Genomic DNA, 18,536 nt, shown 5'->3' with positions numbered 1-18,536 from the left:
TTCTTCTCAAAAACACAAATGTATTTTTAGGAAAAACAATATTTTTTAAATTTTAATATAATAAATACACGATTTAATACCCTCTTTGAAAACAGTTTTACCTAGACACTACTAAAGAAGTCAACAATCCATATATATCTAGTTAAAAGAACATAATAAATGTGCTAAAGAAACAAAAATTCTTAAAATTTACTACCTGCTTTTCCCATGTATAACGCACGCTCAATTACTATATTAGTAGCGTAATAATATCGTTAAACTTCCTTCTCTTTTTAAGAGTATTATTATTTCAGAATATTCATAATTATCATTTCTACACTAAAAACCTTCTTTCTTTTCTTTAGATTTTAATATTTCTTAAAATTCAACCAATTTCACTTCGAATTCGTAAAAATAATTGACCTGAATGTCAAAAAAGTATAATATTTTTACATATTTCTAAGAAAAAGAGGCTTTCATGTGAGAAATTTATTATTTAGAAGAAAAAATATAGCGGATTTATTGAAAAAGGAAGGAACTATTCAGCTCAAACAATCGTTAGGTGCTTTTGACCTGATTTTGCTTGGGGTTGGCGCAATTGTTGGCACAGGGATATTTATCTTGCCTGGAACGGTGTCAGCTACCCATGCAGGGCCAGGAATTGTTTTTTCATTTATCATAGCCGCTATTGTTTGTGCATTAGCAGGTATGTGCTATTCTGAGTTTGCTTCAAGCGTACCTGTCACAGGGAGTGCCTATACGTATGGCTACATTGTATTTGGCGAAATCGTTGCTTGGCTAGTTGGCTGGGCACTGTTACTAGAATATGGATTAGCCGTTGCAGCCGTTGCAACTGGATGGTCATCGTATTTAAGTGCGCTCCTTGCTGGCTTTAATATTTCGCTGCCAACAGCAATCTCAGGATCATTTAACCCTGCCGCTGGTACGTATATCAATTTACCTGCCATCGTTATTATTTTTGCCACAGCCTTTTTCTTAATGCTAGGCATAAAAGAATCCACTCGATTAAATTCCATTATGGTCTTTTTGAAAGTGGGTGTTATTTTACTATTTATTGGCGTTGGCGTATTTTACGTGGAACCATCAAATTGGCAACCGTTTCTACCATTTGGCGTAAGTGGTGTACTAAGTGGCGCTGCTCTTGTATTTTTCGCTTATCTTGGATTTGATGCTGTTTCATCAGCAGCTGAAGAAGTAAAAAATCCCCAACGTAATATGCCAATTGGTATTATTGGCTCCTTATTAATATGTACAGTTCTTTATGTTGTTGTTTCACTTGTATTAACAGGTATGGTGCCCTACACTGATTTAAACGTTAGTGATCCGGTCAGCTATGTTATGCAACTTGTTCATCAAGACTGGATTGCGGGTATTATTTCCCTTGGTGCAGTTGTCGGCATGATGACGGTTATCCTTGTCATGTCCTATGGAGGGACACGCTTGCTATATGCTTTAGGCCGTGATGGTTTACTGCCAAAAAGTATGGCTGAACTGAGTCCTAAGTTTAAAACCCCTGTCAAGAACACTTGGGTATTCGCTATCCTTGTAGCCTTTTGCGCTGGCTTTGTCCCGTTATCGAAGCTTACGGAACTTGTCAATATGGGGACGCTAGTAGCTTTCACAATCGTTTCAATAGGCGTCATTTATTTACGTAAAAACAAAAATATTCCATCAGGTGGTTTTAAAGTACCGTTCTTCCCAGTACTACCGATTCTGTCATTCTTGATGTGCTTATTTTTAATTTCCCAGCTATCTATTCATACATGGATTGCTTGTGGACTTTGGTTTGTATTCGGTTTAATTGTGTACTTTGTATATGGCCGAAAGCATAGCACGATGAACTAAATCGTGCCAGTCACTCAAACAATTTGCAAACAATTTAAAAGCTGTGTTGCCCTTGTGGAAACACACAAAACGTAAGCCGCAACAATCTGCATGGTAGCAGAGGTTGCGGCTTACGCAATAGCTATTGCAATAAGGTTTGTTCCTGAAGTTTTGCGGCGAAATATTTGCGGGCATCCGCTGTAAGAATTTTCAAATGTACAACTTCTTCCTGCCGAGCAAACTCTACAAACATACCACTTAAGTTTTCATAGACATATTGTATTTTAAAGCCGCTGTCTAAAAAGTCATCAACTTTCTTTATTTCTTCCGTACTTTGTAAAAAATCTGACATGCGCTCACCCCTTCTCTCTACTAATCAGCACCTTTTATTTCTAAAAGTGGTTCCGTTTGATCTACTGCCTCAACGTCATCTGAGCCAACTGCGGGCTGTGGCACCAAATCTTGCCCAAATAGTTCATCTAAGTTATGACCAGCTGTAATCCCTAAATACTTCGCATCACTTGGATCTTCTAATTCAGCTTGAGGATACTTTTTAAACCACCAGTACTTCGCTAATACATAGTAAACCAACGCTCCAACGATAAAACCCACTAGTGATGAATAAGCAGAGAAAATATTTGCAATGACACCGCCGATAACCCAAGCGATTAAGCCAGCTAAATTAAAGCCATTCAAATATTTGAATTGACCGTTTAGCTCATACAAATCTTTGACATTGATGCGTCTTTTTCGAATTAAATAATAATCTGCGTATAAAATACCAACAATGGCCGTTAAAATACCACCTATAATTAAGAGCGCGTTGACTAAAACATCAAATAAGCTCCATGGCTGTGCAAGAATTCCTATTACACCCGCAATTACAACGCCAACCCAGAATGGTACTTTTGGGCCGCCAATATTAGAGAAAATAGTAGCTGCTGGAATCACATTAGCAGACGTATTCGTTGACCATTGCGCTAAAACAATCATTAATAATAAAATTCCAAGTATCAAGCCACTTGCACTTTGCTGTAATGCATTGATTGGATCTGCAGATGCAACCGCCATATAACAAACCGCGCCAATTGTAACGATAAATGTATTCGTGATGGGCATAACAATTAAAGAACCGACTAACTGGGTTTTGTTCCGTTTAAACCAGTTGCGCTCATTTTTAGGTGCTTTAAAGAAGCGAGACAATGATGGCATATCAGCGGCTAACGTAGCCCAGAATCCCATATTCGCCATGATAACAATCATAAATGCTGTAAAAGCCGCTACACCCGTAGTTGGCGTCTCAACCCAAGACCAGACATCTTTGCCTTGTGTTGTGGCCGCATCTGCTAATGTTATATACATCCAGCAGGAAATTAAAATAATAATGGGCGCCGCTAAATCTGCAAAACGCTCAATTGATTTAATGCCTAACGAAGTATTAAATAATTGTAGAGCAGCAAAGACTAGAAAACATAGAAACCAATTATTAAAACCAAAAAGTAAATTAAGAATGCCATTAATAGCCATGGCGCCGAAATAGGTGTTTATACCGAACCAACAGGCTGCTGTTACGCCTCGCACTAACGATGGAATGTGCGTTCCAAAAGTACCGAATGGAGCACGCATATATACAGGAAAAGATAAGCCATGCTCAATCCCGATATCACCAATTAATGTCATAAATACACCGATTAAACAAGAGCCAATCAATGTCGCTAAAATAACCATTGGCAAAGGTAAACTCATAATAGCAGAACCACCAATTGCAAATGCGGCTAGTACAATAGCCATGCCTATCCAAATGACTGCAAAACCGAATGTTCCAATATTTCTTTGTTGATGTGTCACTGGAAGTAAATCAGGGGATTTCAAATAATTCCCGTCATGTTCCATACATTTCGCTCCTTTTTGAATAGATTATGCATCGGCACAAGGAATCCGAATATCATTCGTACCATGTACTGACAGCATGCATTTATCCAGACATCGAATCATTATCCCCTGAAATCTAGCATTTTGTACCAGTTAGCTCTTACATGGGGAAAATGCTCTACTGAATAAACGAGAGATTTCCGTGACAACTCCATGAGGCTTTCCTTCCTTTTCGAAATCATTCGTAAGGAAGGTGGAAAAACAGTTAATCATTACACAGATGAACCTTTTATTTAGATAGACTATTCATTAACAATTGGCGCTCATTCCAAGTCATTGGCGCAATAGCGGATTGTCTTTCGACCATAGAAATTGCTCCATCAACCGGACAGACAATCGAACATAAATTACAACCAACGCAATCTTCTTCGCGAACCTTTAGCATAGGTTTTCCATTTTCCGTATACAAATCGATACATTGATGGGACGTATCTTCACAAGCAATATGACACTTATTACAGTTAATACATACATCATTATTGATGTCCGCAACAATTTTATAGTTTAAATCTAGATTGCCCCAGTCCGAATATCGAGGCACCGAGCGACCAACTAAGTCCTTTACCGAGGCAATTCCCTTATCATCTAAATAATTATTTAGTCCATCAATCATATCTTCGACAATACTAAATCCGTGGTGCATAGCTGCTGTACAAACTTGCACACCCGTTGCACCCATCAACATAAACTCTGCTGCATCTTGCCAATTGGAAATACCACCTATACCCGATATCGGAACCTGAATGTGAGGATTACGAGCACACTCTGCTACCATATTGAGTGCTATTGGCTTCACAGCTGGACCACAATAGCCGCCATGCGCCCCTTTACCTGCAACATGAGGTATTGTATTCCATGTATTTAAATCAACACCTGCCAAGCTGTTGATTGTATTAATCATACTAATAGCGTCCGCTCCGCCTCTTATCGCCGCTTCTGCTGTTACTGTTATATCCGTTATATTTGGCGTTAGTTTCACAATAACTGGCGTACGTGCTACTTCCTTCACCCAATACGTTTGCTTTTCCACCAATTCAGGTACTTGACCAGAGGCGGAGCCCATTCCTCGTTCTGCCATGCCATGTGGACAACCAAAGTTAAGCTCAAGACCATCTACCCCCACATCTTCTACGCGTTTGACAATTTCATGCCACTTTTCTTGCTTTGGTTCTACCATAAGGGAAGCTATAATGGCGTGATGAGGAAACCTTTTTTTCGTTTCATAAATCTCTTTTAAATTTACCTCCAACGGGCGATCGGTTATTAATTCAATGTTATTAAAACCTGCCACACGTTGCCCGTTATAACTAACCGCTGCAAAACGTGAAGAAACATTCAAAATCGGTTCACCTAATGTTTTCCAAACCGCCCCACCCCACCCTGCTTCAAATGCACGCTGCACTTGATAGCCTGAGTTCGTAGGTGGTGCGGATGCGAGCCAAAATGGATTGGGTGATTTTATCCCCGCTAAATCTATTCGTAAATCTGCCATGTCACTGCCCCCCTTATGCAATCTCGCTTGGTTTTCTTAAACGTTCATGAATCTTATAAGCAGCATCTTTTCCTTGTTGAACCGCTGTTACAACCATTGCCTCTCCTTGTCCGTTGCCAAAAACAACATCCCCACATGCAAACACTTTTTTATTCGATGTTTGCATCGTCGTTTCATCAATATCAACAACGCCATTTGTATGCTGTAAGCCAAACGCTTCAATTAATGACACAAAACGCGTTTGACCAATTGCTTTAATAACTGCATCCACCTTTAAAATAAAATTGGATCCTGCAATCTCTTCTGGTCTTTGACGACCATCTGCTCCTGCTTCACCGAGCTTCATGTGAACGCATTCAATGCCAATCACTTCACCTGCATCATTGCCGATGATTTTTTTCGGCGCTGTTAACCATTGAAACTCCACGCCATCTTGCTTGGCAAATTCAAATTCAAATTTGTATGCGGTCATTTCTTTTTGCGTTCTTCTATAAAGTATTTTCACATTATCCGCACCTAATCGCATGGCACAAGTAGCACCATCAATTGCGGTATTCCCAGCACCGATAACTGCAACACGTTTCCCTACTAAATCAGTTGGAAGCGCTCCCACTTTTGTTTGTTTTACAAATTCAATGGCATCATGCACGCCTAACAGACCTTCTCCTTCAATGCCCAGATGTGGCACAGCCCCCATACCAACTGCTAAAATGACACTGTCATATTGTGCTAATATTTCTTCTGCAGAAATGTCGCTACCTACTGTCGTATTTGTTTGAATGTTCACACCGAGTTTGACAATTTGCTCGACTTCCCAATCTGCTACCTCATTTGGTAAGCGGAACGACACGATACCATAGCTTCCTAAACCACCTGCTTTCGCTTCAGCCTCATAGATTGTGACACTATAACCAAACCGACTAAGCTCACGCGCCGCCGAAAGACCAGCTGGACCCGCCCCAATAATGGCTACTTTCAGTCCATTGCTTTCGCCTTTCTTAAATAGCTGTGCACCTGTCTCCATCGCCCAATCTGTCGCATAACGCTGTAGTTCTCCGATTCTAATTGGCTTTGTTGAGGAATTTAACACACATGCCCCTTCACAGAGCTCTTCTGTTGGACAAACTCTTGCACAACTTGCACCAATTGGGTTTGCTTCTAATATAGTAGTGGCAGAACCCTTCATATTCCCTGATGCAATTTTTTTTATGAAATTTGGGATTTGAATGCTTGTTGGACAAGCTTTAATACAGGGTGCATCATAACAATAAAGGCAACGATTTGCTTCTTCCATTGCCTCATTTTTTGTCATTCGACTTGTTAACTCAACAAAATTACGCTGAAGTAGCTTGGTCATTGCATGCTCTTGCATCGGAACCATTTCCACATCCCCCTCATGTGTTCTTGTTGAACTTGCCATTGTTTAATAGCCGATTGTTTTGTTCTCCAGTCAAAACAATCGGCCATGTATTACCTATTGCTAATTACACCTTTGCATGATTGTTTAAATCCTGCTTGAAAGGTGGTGCTACATTGACTGTGTGACAACAGTGTTGAAGCCACACGAAATATTTGCAAAAACAAGTTAGATTTTTATCGTTTCCGCAGTCGTTTTCAGTTGGCGTTTGATATAGCGACCACTGCCTAGTACACCAACAAATTCTTTCTCTTTAATAACATATTCCCCACGGACAAGCACAGTGACCGGTTCACCCGTCACTTCCCAACCTTCATATGGGTTGTAGTCCACATTCATATGGTGGGTTTTTGCTGAAATTTCGCGTTTTACATTAGGATCAAAAATCACGATATCTGCGTCAGAACCTATAGCAATTGTCCCTTTTTGTGGAAACAGACCAAAAACTTTTGCAGCATTTGTAGCAATCATATCCACAAATTCATTGACAGTTATTTTCCCTTTGGCAACCCCTTCTGAATATAAAATACTAAAGCGATCTTCAATAAACGGTCCACCGTTCGGAATTTTAGAAAAATCATTTAACCCTAATTGCTTTTTGCCGTTAAAACTAAACGAGCATTGATCGGAACCAATTGTTTGTAATTGCTTCGCTTTTAAGGCATTCCATAAATGCTCCTGATGGTATTTCGGACGAAGTGGCGGTGACCATACGTATTTCGCCCCTTCAAAGCCTGGTTGTGCTAAAGCAGACTGGTCTAATGTTAAATAAGGTGGACATGTTTCGCCATAGACGTTATAGCCTTTTTCACGTGCTGCAATAATTTCATCCACCGCTTCTTTACAAGTAACATGGACAACATAAAGCGTTGCACCTGCGATATGGGCTAGTTCAATCGCACGTTTTGTGGCTTCTCCCTCTAATTGTGCTGGACGCGTAAGCGCATGATAAATCGGCTCTTTATGTCCCGCACGTCTTGCCTCTTCGACAAGCTCATCGATAACTGAGCCATTTTCACAGTGCACCATAACAATAGCACCAACATCTTTTGCAATTTTGAACGCTTTAAAAAGCGTGCGATCTGTCGCTTGGAATTCTTTTGCATAGGCCATAAAAACCTTTACAGAGGTAATTCCTTCTTGCTCTAGTAACACAGGTAATTCCGCTTCTGTCTGTGGTGTTAAATCCCCAATCATTAAATGGAATCCATAATCAATTGCAGATTTCCCTTTTGCTTTTTCATGCCATTTTTCAACAGCAGTAGAAAGTTTCTCTTCACCTGCTGTTAAACAAAAGTCTAAAATCGTTGTGGTGCCTCCAAACGCAGCCGCTATCGTACCCGATTTCCAATCATCGTCTGTTACTGTATTATTAAAAGGCATATCTAAATGGGTATGCGGATCAATTCCTCCTGGCATTACGTATTTATCAGTAGCATCAATGATTTCCGCACCTGCAACAGATAAATTTTTACCTATCTGTACAATGATTCCGTTCTCAATAAGAATATCTGCTTCGTAGACATCTGAAGCAGTTGCGATTCGTCCACCTTGAATGATTTTTTTCATACTATCCTACCTTTCGTGGTCGATATTCAAGTAAACTATTTTCACTTTCTTCTTTTAACTTGATTCATTGCAGCATCACTTTGGCAGCTTTCTAGTTAGTAATAGAGACGTAACAATCATGATAAATTTCACATTTTAATGTAAGCTGTACGTTTGGCCCATACTGTATTTTGTTTGCATCGTTAATACCGTTTCGAGGAGAATATCTGCTCCCTTTGCGCAATCTTCAAATGATGTGTCTTCCTCCTCGCAATGACTCTTCCCATTAATACTTGGTACGAAAATCATTGCTGAAGGTATCATCGTCGCTATATATTGCGCATCATGCCCTGCTCCACTAAACATTCGATGAGCGGTATAGCCAAATCGTTGGCAAGCTGTTTCGATTTCATCACAAATTTGTCGATCAAATAATACTGTGTCTCTTCCCCATAGTTTCACAGCTTCTATACGACAACCTGTGTCTTCTGTAGGCAAGTTTTTCAATACTTCCTCGACCTTTTGCATAATAGCAGGATTTTGATGCCGTGAATCAATTGTAAACGTCACTTTATTTGGTATAACGGTATGAATATTAGGTAAAACATGCATCCGCCCAAAGGTATATACTAGTTGCTCATCAATCTTGCCAAGCTGTTCATGTAAAAATACCATTGTTTTTGCGGCAACAATCATTGGGTCTTGGCGCATTGCCATCGGTGTTGTTCCTGCATGATTGGATTGGCCAGTAAAGGTAATTTCATAACAAACCATTCCTAGTACCCCTTCAACAACACCTATTTCCATTTGCTTTGCTTCTAAAACGGGCCCTTGTTCGATATGGAGTTCAATATAAGCAAGGGCTTCCTTTAAGCGATGTTGTTGCTCACCCTCATAACCACTTGCTTGTAGTGCAGCTTGAAAAGTCATGCCATTGTTATCGACCGACTGTAGCATTTGGGCTTTTTCAAATTTTGCAGCAATGACGCCTGAGCTCATCATCGCCGGATCAAAGCGAGCCCCTTCTTCATTCGTAAAATTCACAATCATTAATGGCACATCTAACTCTACGTCATTGTCCTTTAATGTTCGAATCGCTTCTAAGGCTGTTAACACACCTAAAACACCATCAAATTTCCCACCCTTTTCAACTGAATCCAAATGAGAGCCCATAACAATTGGCGGAACTTCTTTTTTGCCTGGTAGCATCGCATAGATGTTGGCCATATCATCTACTTTGATTTCCATCCCTAATTCTTCACAACACTTACAAAAATAATTTCTAGCTAGAATATCTTCTTTCGAAAGAGATAAACGCGTGACACCACCGTTTAAAGTAGCTCCAAACTGACTAAATTGTTCAATCGAATCTTGCAATCGTCTACTATTACATTTATACATATGCAAGTCCTCTCTTTCACAGTAGTTACTAAACATTCTAAAATAGATAAATTTTAAGAGATATGGATATAACACTAAAAAAATATGTGCATCTGCACATGATATATGGTAAGTTATGTTCATAATAAGGGGGGAAACGATGGGAACGATTCGCAAAATTGTGGAGGGAGTTCAATTCCCTATGCTTACATTAGTAGCTGGACATAGTGGTGTACATCGAAGAGTTACAGGTATTAACGTAGTAGAGAGCATTGATTTAATTATGTTTTGTCGGCCAAATGAATTGGTCGTCACGACAGGTATTAACTTATCACAGCAGGAAGATTCCTTAGAACAACTCGTTAAGTTAGCTTATAGCAAAAAAGTAGCAGGATTTATTATCAATATCGGCCCTTATATTCCTGCCATTCCTGAATCTATCATCGCTTTTGCTAACGAGCATGATTTCCCTGTTTTTCAAATGCCTTGGCATTGCCGCGTAGCTGATTTATTAAAAACTACTTTTCAATTTATAGCTAACCATCATCAAGAACATTCCATTGAAGAAAAGGTACTTTTCAATTTACTTTTTCACTCCAAAAAACAGATGGATACAAGGAAAGTACAACTGGCGCAACTTGGATTCCCACAAGGTAGAGAACTTGCTATTATCACTTGCACAACAATAGGTGTACAATCTAGCATTGACCGCTATGAAGTGATGATCCAATTTGCTTTTCAACATCGTTATAAACGCTTTTTAAAACTAAAACATAAAAATCACCTCATTTTTTTAATTGACCGAGCGCAAATTAATACACCGAACATCCCCTTCTCAAAAGTAGTTGAAGAAATCTATGAAAAAATCAAACAAAAAAATGGCTTTCTCGATATCATTATTGGCAAAGGAAACTATCAAAAAGAACATGAAAATATTCGTAAAAGCTATGAAGAATCGTTAACCGTTATCCAATTAGCACAGCTTCATAACAATCGTTTTTTGTACAAATATAAAGATATCGGTGCCTACCAAATTATTATGGCCGTACAAAACCAACCATTAATGCAATCCTTTAGCCATGATATTTTAGGTCAATTACAACGATACGATGAACTGCACAATACGGATTATATAGCCTTTTTGCGCATATTTCTCGAGGAAAATGGGAGTACAAGTAAAATTAGCGAACGGCAATTTATTCACCGTAATACTGTGCTATATAAAATTAAAAAAATAGAATCACTGTTAGATATGGATTTAACAAATCCATTTACCAAAACCAATCTCTACTTAGCATTTTTAATTGAAGATGTCTTAACACATCAATAATGAATGAGATACTAAGTTTATACACCTCGTTTTATATATCAGAATTTTCGATTAATAGATAACCCTTCTAAATTATTTTTCCTATTCATATAAAGTATTATTGACGTAGCCTTTAAACGTCATAGATTACCCCCATCTGTTGGTATAAGGGAAATTGCGACAATAGGGTACTAGAAAGTTAAACAGATAAAGCATAACAAAACTACTTATTCGTCGTATCATTTTCACAATGAATAGAGTAAGAATACCTTATGTAATGTTTTTAGTGCATATAAACGAAGGAGGAATAATGAGGATGGTAACGAATACGGACGTAAAAGAATTAGGGCATTTTATTAATGGCACCGTAGTGGCGGGTCAAAGCGGGCGCTTTTCAAATGTCTATAACCCGAGTACAGGAGCTGTCATTGCCCATGTCCCACTTGCTACAAAGGAGGAGGTTCAACAGGCAATCGCTACTGCTCAAAATGCCTTTCCAGCTTGGCGCGCACTTTCAGTTGGCAAACGGGCGGAGATTGTACTGAAGTTTCGACAATTACTAACAGCACGTATGGACGAATTAATTGACATGATTTGTACTGAAAGTGGCAAAACCATTGAGGATGCTAAGGGTGAAATTACACGCGGTTTAGAGTCAGTGGATTTGGCAATTAATGCTCCTCATTTAGTTAAAGGGGAATATTCGGTCAATGTAGGCGGAAATATTAATGCCTATTCTACAAAAGCGCCCCTTGGCGTTGTGGCGGCAATTTCTCCTTTTAACTTCCCAGTGATGGTGCCACTTGCCATTACAAGCATGGCAATTGCAGTAGGAAATGCCGTTATTTTAAAACCGTCAGAACGTGTTCCTTGCTCTGCCCTCTTGCTTTCAGAGCTGTGGAAGGAAGCTGGCTTGCCTGATGGGATTTGGACGGTCATCAATGGTGATAAAGAGACGGTAACCGAATTATTAGAAAATCCTTCTGTTGAAGCGATTTCTTTTGTCGGATCAACACCAGTTGCTGAATATATTTACGCAACAGGCTCAAAATATGGAAAACGAGTAACAGCATTAGGTGGTGGTAAAAACAATATGGTGGTCATGCCTGATGCCGATTTGGAACAAGCTGCAAATGCCTTTTTAGGGGCGGCTTATGGGGCGGCTTCTCAACGTTGTATGGCGATTTCAACAATTATTCCAGTCGGTGATACAACGGCTAACAAGCTTGTTAAAATATTAGCCGATAAAATTGCCAATTTAAAAGTAGGCCCTTACACGGATCCAGAAGTAGATTTTGGTCCTGTTATTACACAACAATCGAAGGACTCCATCATCGGCTTTATCGATCGCAGTCTTCAAGAAGGTGCTACAATCGTGTGCGATGGTCGCCAACCCGATATCTCAAAAAACTCTAAAGGATTTTACTTAGGGCCAACTCTATTGGATAACGTCAAGCCAGGGATGGAAATTTACGAACAGGAAGTATTTGGACCTGCACGAAATGTCGTACGTGTACAAACATTGGAAGAGGCGATAAGCTTAATTAATAACCATGAGTTAGGAAATGGCGTCACGATTTTTACAAATAATGGGGCTGCTGCGCGTAAATTCACTTCTGAAATAGAAGTTGGGATGGTAGGCGTTAACGTACCTATTCCAATTCCTGTTGGCTACCATAATTTTGGTGGCTGGAAACGTTCAAAATTTGGCGAAGGTCATATGTTTGGGCCAGACCAAGTACGCTTCTTTACAAAGGCTAAAACAATTTCCGAAAAATGGTTTGAGGATACGAACGAGTCTGCATCCTCTTTTGCCTTCCCAAGTAATAACGACTAATAGGAGGAGCCGTTTCATTTTTTGAGGCGGCTTCTTATTATTAAAAAACTGACGCACCCAAAGGGCCATCAGTTTTAAAAAGCTTACATTTTTTTATTTCCTGAATCCTTTTTCTTCGCTTTTGGCACGTCTGTAAAATCGGCTTCTTCCCCAGCTTCCATACCATAACTCGGATTGTTGTGAATACGAGTATGTGCATCGAAGTCTTCTTCCTCATCTAAACGCTTCATAAGGATTGGGATTGATATAAGCCCAGCAATTCCGACAAGTGCATAAATCCATCTCGATAATACGGCTGTTTGACCGCCAAATAAATATGCGACTAAATCAAATCTAAAAAATCCTATTAGTCCCCAGTTAATTGCACCAATAATTACGAGAACTAAGGCAATCCTATATACTACACCCATTTGTAGCACCTCCTTCCTTCTGTTGTTCCAGCGAAGCAATCATTGTATGGTAATGACAAACCTTTACCATTCTTAAACGCAACACTGTTATAACTGTCTTGGCGATAACGCCAAAATTACTTGCCATTTCTTGAATGTGCAATGTAAATTTTTTACAACACTCATGATGACGGTCTTATTTTTTGCAATAACCGTTTTTTTATACAAAGAGCAATTTCAGCTCGTCGAGAAGAAATTGTTTTCATCAAAATTTTTTGCAATACAAAAATGCACTAATAAAATGACTATAAATAAGCATTCATTAGTGCGTAAATGCCATATAGAATGATGTTCATTTCTATTTTATCTAACGAAAGATTTACGTTACTATCCATTAAGTACCTCTTCTTTTTCAGCAATTTTTATAAAAATGATGTATTCTCTGTCTCCACTAATCGTGTTGCATTTTTTAGGATAGATACTTCATCCTAAAATGCTGGAAACGTTGAACACCCTTCGTTCCTCATTGGTCTAAGGTAACATTTGATAATATAAAAATCATGTATTTTATTGGTAAATTCAGAAAATAGCAAATAAAATATGGTATATTACTTAAGGTATATTCTTCTTAAGGAGCTAATACCCTAAGTTGCTAAGTATTACGTATAATTCTAGATACGATTAATTGAATGACTTATTTATGAAACGTAGGTGAAAGAAAAATATGAAAAAGAAAATTGTAATAAAAGTTATCGTTATGATTGCAATGTTCGCGACATTAAGTACGGTAATGCTATTTCCTTTAAAAAGTTATGCCACAGAACTTTCAGAGCCTATTGTATTAGGGCAATACTTTGATATTTTTCGTGATCCTTCAAAATCCATTACAATTGAGGACATTTTATCTGGTGATTATGATCAATCCTTTGAGACAAGTAACCAAAATTATTTGTTTTTTTGGCATACAAACGATACGATTTGGCTAAGGCTCCATACCGCAGAAATTATGGATAATAAACAAGGGCCCTATTGGCTAGAATCTATTGATAAACTAGACAATGTTGAATTGTTTTTAGTAAAAGAAGATGGTTCTTATGACCAACAAAAGAGCGGAGTTGCCCATATAAACGAGCAAAAGATTGACTACCGTTCGAATGTCTTTACTATAACAGACCCATCTACTACAGCAATTTATGTAAAGTTAGATGGTGTTCTTCCAAAAAGTTTTATGTCCTATTTGTATACAACAGAGGGCTTTTTAGAAAAAATCATTTCATATAAATTTTTCTCGGGTATGTTTTATGGCTTTATGTTTGCCTTATTAATATATAATTTATTTTTGTTTTTTTCTTTAAAAGAAAAAGCGTATTTTTATTATGTCTTGTATATGCTTAGTTTTATTTTTTATCAAGCGACGATGAACTCCTTAGATTTGGAAATTGCAGGTCATTTCTTGCCAGAATGGTTTTTTATCCGATCGTTAGTGATCAGTAGTAATTTTTTACTGATATTTATGATTTTATTTTCCAAAGAGTTTCTAGAGTTAAAAACATATTTACCGAAGTATCACTTACTCGCAAATATTTTATTATGCCTTTCGATTTTATCACTTATTGCCGTATTTATTATTCCAGATGTTGCTATTGTCAATAATTTCACAACCATTTTTGCAGTCGTAGTACTTTCCTTTCTTTGGTTATCTGGACTCCTTGTATGGTTAAAAGGACAAAAAATGGCTCGTTTTTATTTGATTGGTTGGTCAGTTTTACTAGGGTCTGTTATTGTTCAAGCGTTAGCCTTTTTAAGTATCATTCCATTTCATCCAAGAATATTCGAGGATATACCAGCAATTGGAGCTACTTTTGAAGCAATCTTTTTATCACTAGCACTCGGGGATAAAATTAATCTTATTAAAAAAGAACATCAAAAAATGCAGCAAATGTTAACTGAAACGCTTGAATATAAAGTACAGGAACGAACGCAAGAGTTAGAGAAAGCAAGGCAAGAGCTTGAAAATATCGCCAATACTGATAAATTGACGCAAATACCAAACCGAGTCCGCTTAGATGATGTATTGGATGAAGCATTAAAGCAAGCACAAAATCATGCAACGCCTCTTTCTATTATTTTGCTCGATATTGATTATTTTAAAGCCGTAAATGATGAATTTGGTCATCAAGTTGGGGATATTGTATTGATTAATGCAGCGGAGTTATTTAAAAAATCTATTCGGGAACAGGATACAATCGGTCGATGGGGTGGTGAGGAATTTTTAGTTATTTGTCCTCAAACCACATTACATGAAGCACTTCAACTTGCTGAGCAGCTCCGACATCAGCTAGAGAATTATCAGTTTCCAATCGTAAAGCAAAAAACGAGTAGCTTTGGTGTAACCACTTATGTACATGGGGATACGCTTACAACATTATTAACAAGATGCGATCAAGCATTGTATCAAGCAAAAAATAATGGACGTAACTGTGTCGCGTATTTACATAATGAAGAAACAACAATTCCCCATTTCATTTAAAAAATCCCTTCTAGCCTCATGCTAAAAGGGATTCTTTTTATTTCTGCCAATTACTTAATTCCTTCAGCAATTCTGGCAATTGGAGTTTCTTGACATCTATAGGCGGTAATGCATGAATAAATTCTTTGCCATAAGATTTTGTGCTAATACGGCGATCTAGCACAATAAATGCGCCCTTATCTTGGGATGATCGAATTAAACGGCCAAATCCTTGCTTAAAGCGCATAATTGCTTCCGGTAAAGATAGCTCCGTAAAGGAGTTGTGCCCTTGTAATGTTAGATGTTTGGCTCGTGCCTTGAACACTGGCTCCTCTGGTGAAGAAAACGGTAGTCGTACAACAATGACAGAAGAAAGTGCATCACCAGGAACGTCTACCCCTTCCCAAAAGCTGTTTGTGCCAAATAGCACTGCTTGGTTGAACTTCTGAAATGATTTAAGAATGCGCATTCGACTACCACCTGTGACACCTTGTGCAAAGAGCATATAGTCATCGAGAAGCTCACTATCTTGTATCAGCTCAACCGTTTTTCTTAACATATCTTGGGCAGTGAATAACACAAAGCAACGTCCTTCTGTCATGCGAACCGTGCGTGTAATCGCATGTGCCACTGCTTCAATATAATCTGCCTGCGTCACCTGTTGAATATCTGGCATATCTGTGACAATAAACGCTTTTGCACCAGAATAATATGATGCTGGTGCTTGTAACTGCATAACTTGGACACTATCTGAAATGCCAAGCTGACGCGTAATAAAGCGTTCATTTCCTGGTACCGTTAAAGTGCCTGAAGTCCAAACGATACTTGCTTGTTTACGAAGTGGCGCCATTACTTTTTCTATAATTGGTGTAACATTAACTGGCTTCTTATAAACATGCAGACTGCCAGGGACACTGCGTAAATCAAATTCAAACCAAACGGAATGTTCGTCCTGATGTAAAAGGAAAATTTCCTCCCATTCCGCAATTCTTAGCTTCAACTCTCGAATCCAATAGTGCCACTCAGATAAAATAAAAACCTCATTTTTGTCTAACTGTTCAATATTATTTTCAAAAGCTTTACCAGCTTCCACCGCGAGATCAAGCCAGTGCTGTAATAGTTTGCTGACTTGTAAAAGCGGCTCTTTTGCTAGTGATACATCCTCTAAGAACAGGGTACATTTGCTACTAGCCTGTTTGCCTCGAACTTGCTGTTGCATTTTTTGTACAGCATGCCCAATGGTGTCATCGAAAACGCGCTGTAATCGGATAAATTGTTTGTCAAGTTGCTGTAAACTTTGCATTGGGATGCGCTGTTTCTTTTTAGCTGCCTGACTGAATTGTTGAAAGAGCGCTGTATCTTCCATTGTTCCAATTTGGCCAAAAATATATTTCCATTGTGTGTAGGAAAAGACGGTTTCATCTTGTTGCATAGCTGCTTGAATAACTTGATGCGCTTCATCGATAATCCACCCATCGATTTGTCTAAAGATTGGTGTTTGTCGAACTAAATCACTAATGACCATCGAATGATTTGTCACGATGCAATCCGCTGTCGTACTATTTTTTAATGCTTGCTCATAAAAATCAAAGCCCTTTGTCGGTTTCTCCTCAGGCAATTTGCGAATTTTTTCTAAAAAAAGCTGTCCCCCACCGGAAACATTAAGTTCACTTAATACGCCTGTCTGCGTTTTTGTCAGCCAGACAAGCAACTGTAAAATGGTAAATGTATCATCATATGATTCATCTGCATATGCCATACACTGTTCAAAGCGAGCAAGGTCGATATAATGTTGCATGCCTTTCAGTACAGCAACGTTTACTTTTGTATCAAGAATTTTTTCGATTTTTAGTAGTTCTTCTTCTACAAGTTGCTCTTGTAGATGTGCTGTATACGTACTAATCGCAATTTTTTTATTGTTCGCCCGCGCATATAAAATACTAGGTAAAAGATAACCGACTGTTTTGCCTATGCCCGTCGAAGCCTCAATCACACATTCTTCTTTGTCATTTAATGCTTGCCAAATCGTATCCATCATCGTAAATTGCGCAGGTCGTTGCTCGAAGTTGGGCATAGCTTTTGTCATCAGTGCTTCTTTTTCATTTATTGTTTTTGGATAAGGTGCTAGCTCGGATTTTAGAACCCGTTTTTGACGACCATCACAAATTGCAATATTGCGATAGTACGTAATATTTTCATCAGTTGTTCTATGATGACGTTTAAATTGTAATGCTTCAAAGAAAAGCTGGGACAAATTAGATTTTAAACGGAATGAACGTTTATGCATTTGTTCGAGCGTTAGTTGTGGAAGGCTTAGAAGCTCTTTCCAACTACGTTTAAAAAGTTCAGCCGTTGCCAGCGCATCATCATCCGCTCTATGCGCATTTTCAAGTTCAATATTTAAGTCTGCGGCTAAATCACCTAGCTTAAAGCTAAGAGACATGGGAAATAAAATTTTTGCTAGTTCAACTGTATCCATTTTCTTACCATGCCATTTTGGTAAACCCGCTCGTTTAAATTCTGCTTGTAAAAAGGATAAGTCAAAATCCGTATTATGCGCGACAAAAACACAATCGGAAATTAATTCGTATATGTAGTCGGCATGTGCCTCGAACGGCAAGGCATCTTTCACATCCTCGTCCGTTATATGCGTTAAATCTTGAATAAAGGACGGAATCGATTTCCCTGGATGAATAAATTTTGTATAGGTACGTTCTATTTCCCAATCCTTCATAATGACAATGGCAATTTGAATCATTCGGTCACCATTTGCTGGAGAATGACCTGTCGTCTCCAAATCAACTATTGCATACTTTTGACTTTCCATCATACATCTCAACTCACAGTTCACATTAGATAGATGAATTTTATCATAAATACATCTCGCAGGTCATCCTTG

Annotated in this window: 12 protein-coding genes; 4 read left to right on the top strand and 8 right to left on the bottom strand. The window is 38.4% G+C overall.

Annotated features, from left to right (window positions below; all coding sequences use genetic code 11):
- Positions 1-459 precede the first annotated feature (459 nt).
- Positions 460-1,845 (top strand): branched-chain amino acid transporter BcaP, encoded by a 1,386-nt coding sequence (locus tag T479_RS07445; protein WP_024364233.1) that lies wholly within the window; start codon positions 460-462, stop codon positions 1,843-1,845.
- A 121-nt stretch (positions 1,846-1,966) separates the two neighbouring features.
- Here T479_RS07445 and T479_RS07440 read toward each other — a convergent pair whose 3' ends face one another.
- The 6 genes from T479_RS07440 to T479_RS07415 all read right to left on the bottom strand — a co-directional run bounded on the left by T479_RS07440 (position 1,967) and on the right by T479_RS07415 (position 9,614).
- Positions 1,967-2,176: a hypothetical protein gene (locus T479_RS07440; protein ID WP_025219097.1), complete on the bottom strand. Its 210-nt coding sequence runs from the start codon at positions 2,174-2,176 to the stop codon at positions 1,967-1,969.
- 20 nt (positions 2,177-2,196) lie between these two features.
- Positions 2,197-3,717: an NCS1 family transporter gene (locus T479_RS07435; RefSeq protein ID WP_025219096.1), complete on the bottom strand. Its 1,521-nt coding sequence runs from the start codon at positions 3,715-3,717 to the stop codon at positions 2,197-2,199.
- Between the two features lie 268 nt (positions 3,718-3,985).
- Complete coding sequence (preA, locus tag T479_RS07430; RefSeq protein WP_025219095.1) at positions 3,986-5,248, bottom strand: NAD-dependent dihydropyrimidine dehydrogenase subunit PreA; 1,263 nt, start codon at positions 5,246-5,248, stop codon at positions 3,986-3,988.
- 13 nt (positions 5,249-5,261) lie between these two features.
- Positions 5,262-6,629: an NAD(P)-dependent oxidoreductase gene (locus T479_RS07425; RefSeq protein ID WP_081769867.1), complete on the bottom strand. Its 1,368-nt coding sequence runs from the start codon at positions 6,627-6,629 to the stop codon at positions 5,262-5,264.
- A 204-nt stretch (positions 6,630-6,833) separates the two neighbouring features.
- The gene (gene hydA, locus T479_RS07420; RefSeq protein ID WP_024364238.1) at positions 6,834-8,234 is read right to left on the bottom strand and encodes a dihydropyrimidinase; all 1,401 of its coding nucleotides are present in this window, start codon (positions 8,232-8,234) and stop codon (positions 6,834-6,836) included.
- Between the two features lie 135 nt (positions 8,235-8,369).
- A complete protein-coding gene (locus T479_RS07415) occupies positions 8,370-9,614 on the bottom strand; it encodes a Zn-dependent hydrolase (RefSeq protein ID WP_025219093.1) in 1,245 nt (414 codons plus the stop codon).
- 139 nt (positions 9,615-9,753) lie between these two features.
- Here T479_RS07415 and T479_RS07410 point away from each other — a divergent pair, with 139 nt between their 5' ends.
- Both T479_RS07410 and T479_RS07405 read left to right on the top strand, forming a co-directional pair.
- Positions 9,754-10,923, top strand: coding sequence for a PucR family transcriptional regulator (locus T479_RS07410; RefSeq protein ID WP_025219092.1), 1,170 nt, complete (start codon positions 9,754-9,756; stop codon positions 10,921-10,923).
- A 295-nt stretch (positions 10,924-11,218) separates the two neighbouring features.
- Positions 11,219-12,739, top strand: coding sequence for a CoA-acylating methylmalonate-semialdehyde dehydrogenase (locus tag T479_RS07405; protein WP_025219091.1), 1,521 nt, complete (start codon positions 11,219-11,221; stop codon positions 12,737-12,739).
- Between the two features lie 83 nt (positions 12,740-12,822).
- Here T479_RS07405 and T479_RS07400 read toward each other — a convergent pair whose 3' ends face one another.
- Positions 12,823-13,149 carry a DUF378 domain-containing protein gene (locus T479_RS07400; protein ID WP_024364242.1) on the bottom strand — a complete coding sequence of 109 codons (327 nt, stop codon included), beginning with the start codon at positions 13,147-13,149 and terminating at the stop codon, positions 12,823-12,825.
- Between the two features lie 703 nt (positions 13,150-13,852).
- Between T479_RS07400 and T479_RS07395 the strand changes: the two genes are divergently transcribed.
- Positions 13,853-15,658 (top strand): sensor domain-containing diguanylate cyclase, encoded by a 1,806-nt coding sequence (locus tag T479_RS07395; protein ID WP_025219090.1) that lies wholly within the window; start codon positions 13,853-13,855, stop codon positions 15,656-15,658.
- A 37-nt stretch (positions 15,659-15,695) separates the two neighbouring features.
- Here the strand turns inward: T479_RS07395 and dinG are convergent, their stop codons facing one another.
- Entirely contained in the window at positions 15,696-18,467 is a 2,772-nt protein-coding gene (gene dinG, locus T479_RS07390; RefSeq protein ID WP_025219089.1) for an ATP-dependent DNA helicase DinG, 3'-5' exoribonuclease type, read from the bottom strand.
- Positions 18,468-18,536 lie beyond the last annotated feature (69 nt).

Origin of the sequence: Lysinibacillus sphaericus (genome assembly GCF_000600105.1) — a bacterium.
GTDB lineage: Bacteria > Bacillota > Bacilli > Bacillales_A > Planococcaceae > Lysinibacillus > Lysinibacillus sphaericus.
Note: the sequence above shows the minus strand (reverse complement) of the source record. Positions and strands in the feature narration are given on the sequence as shown.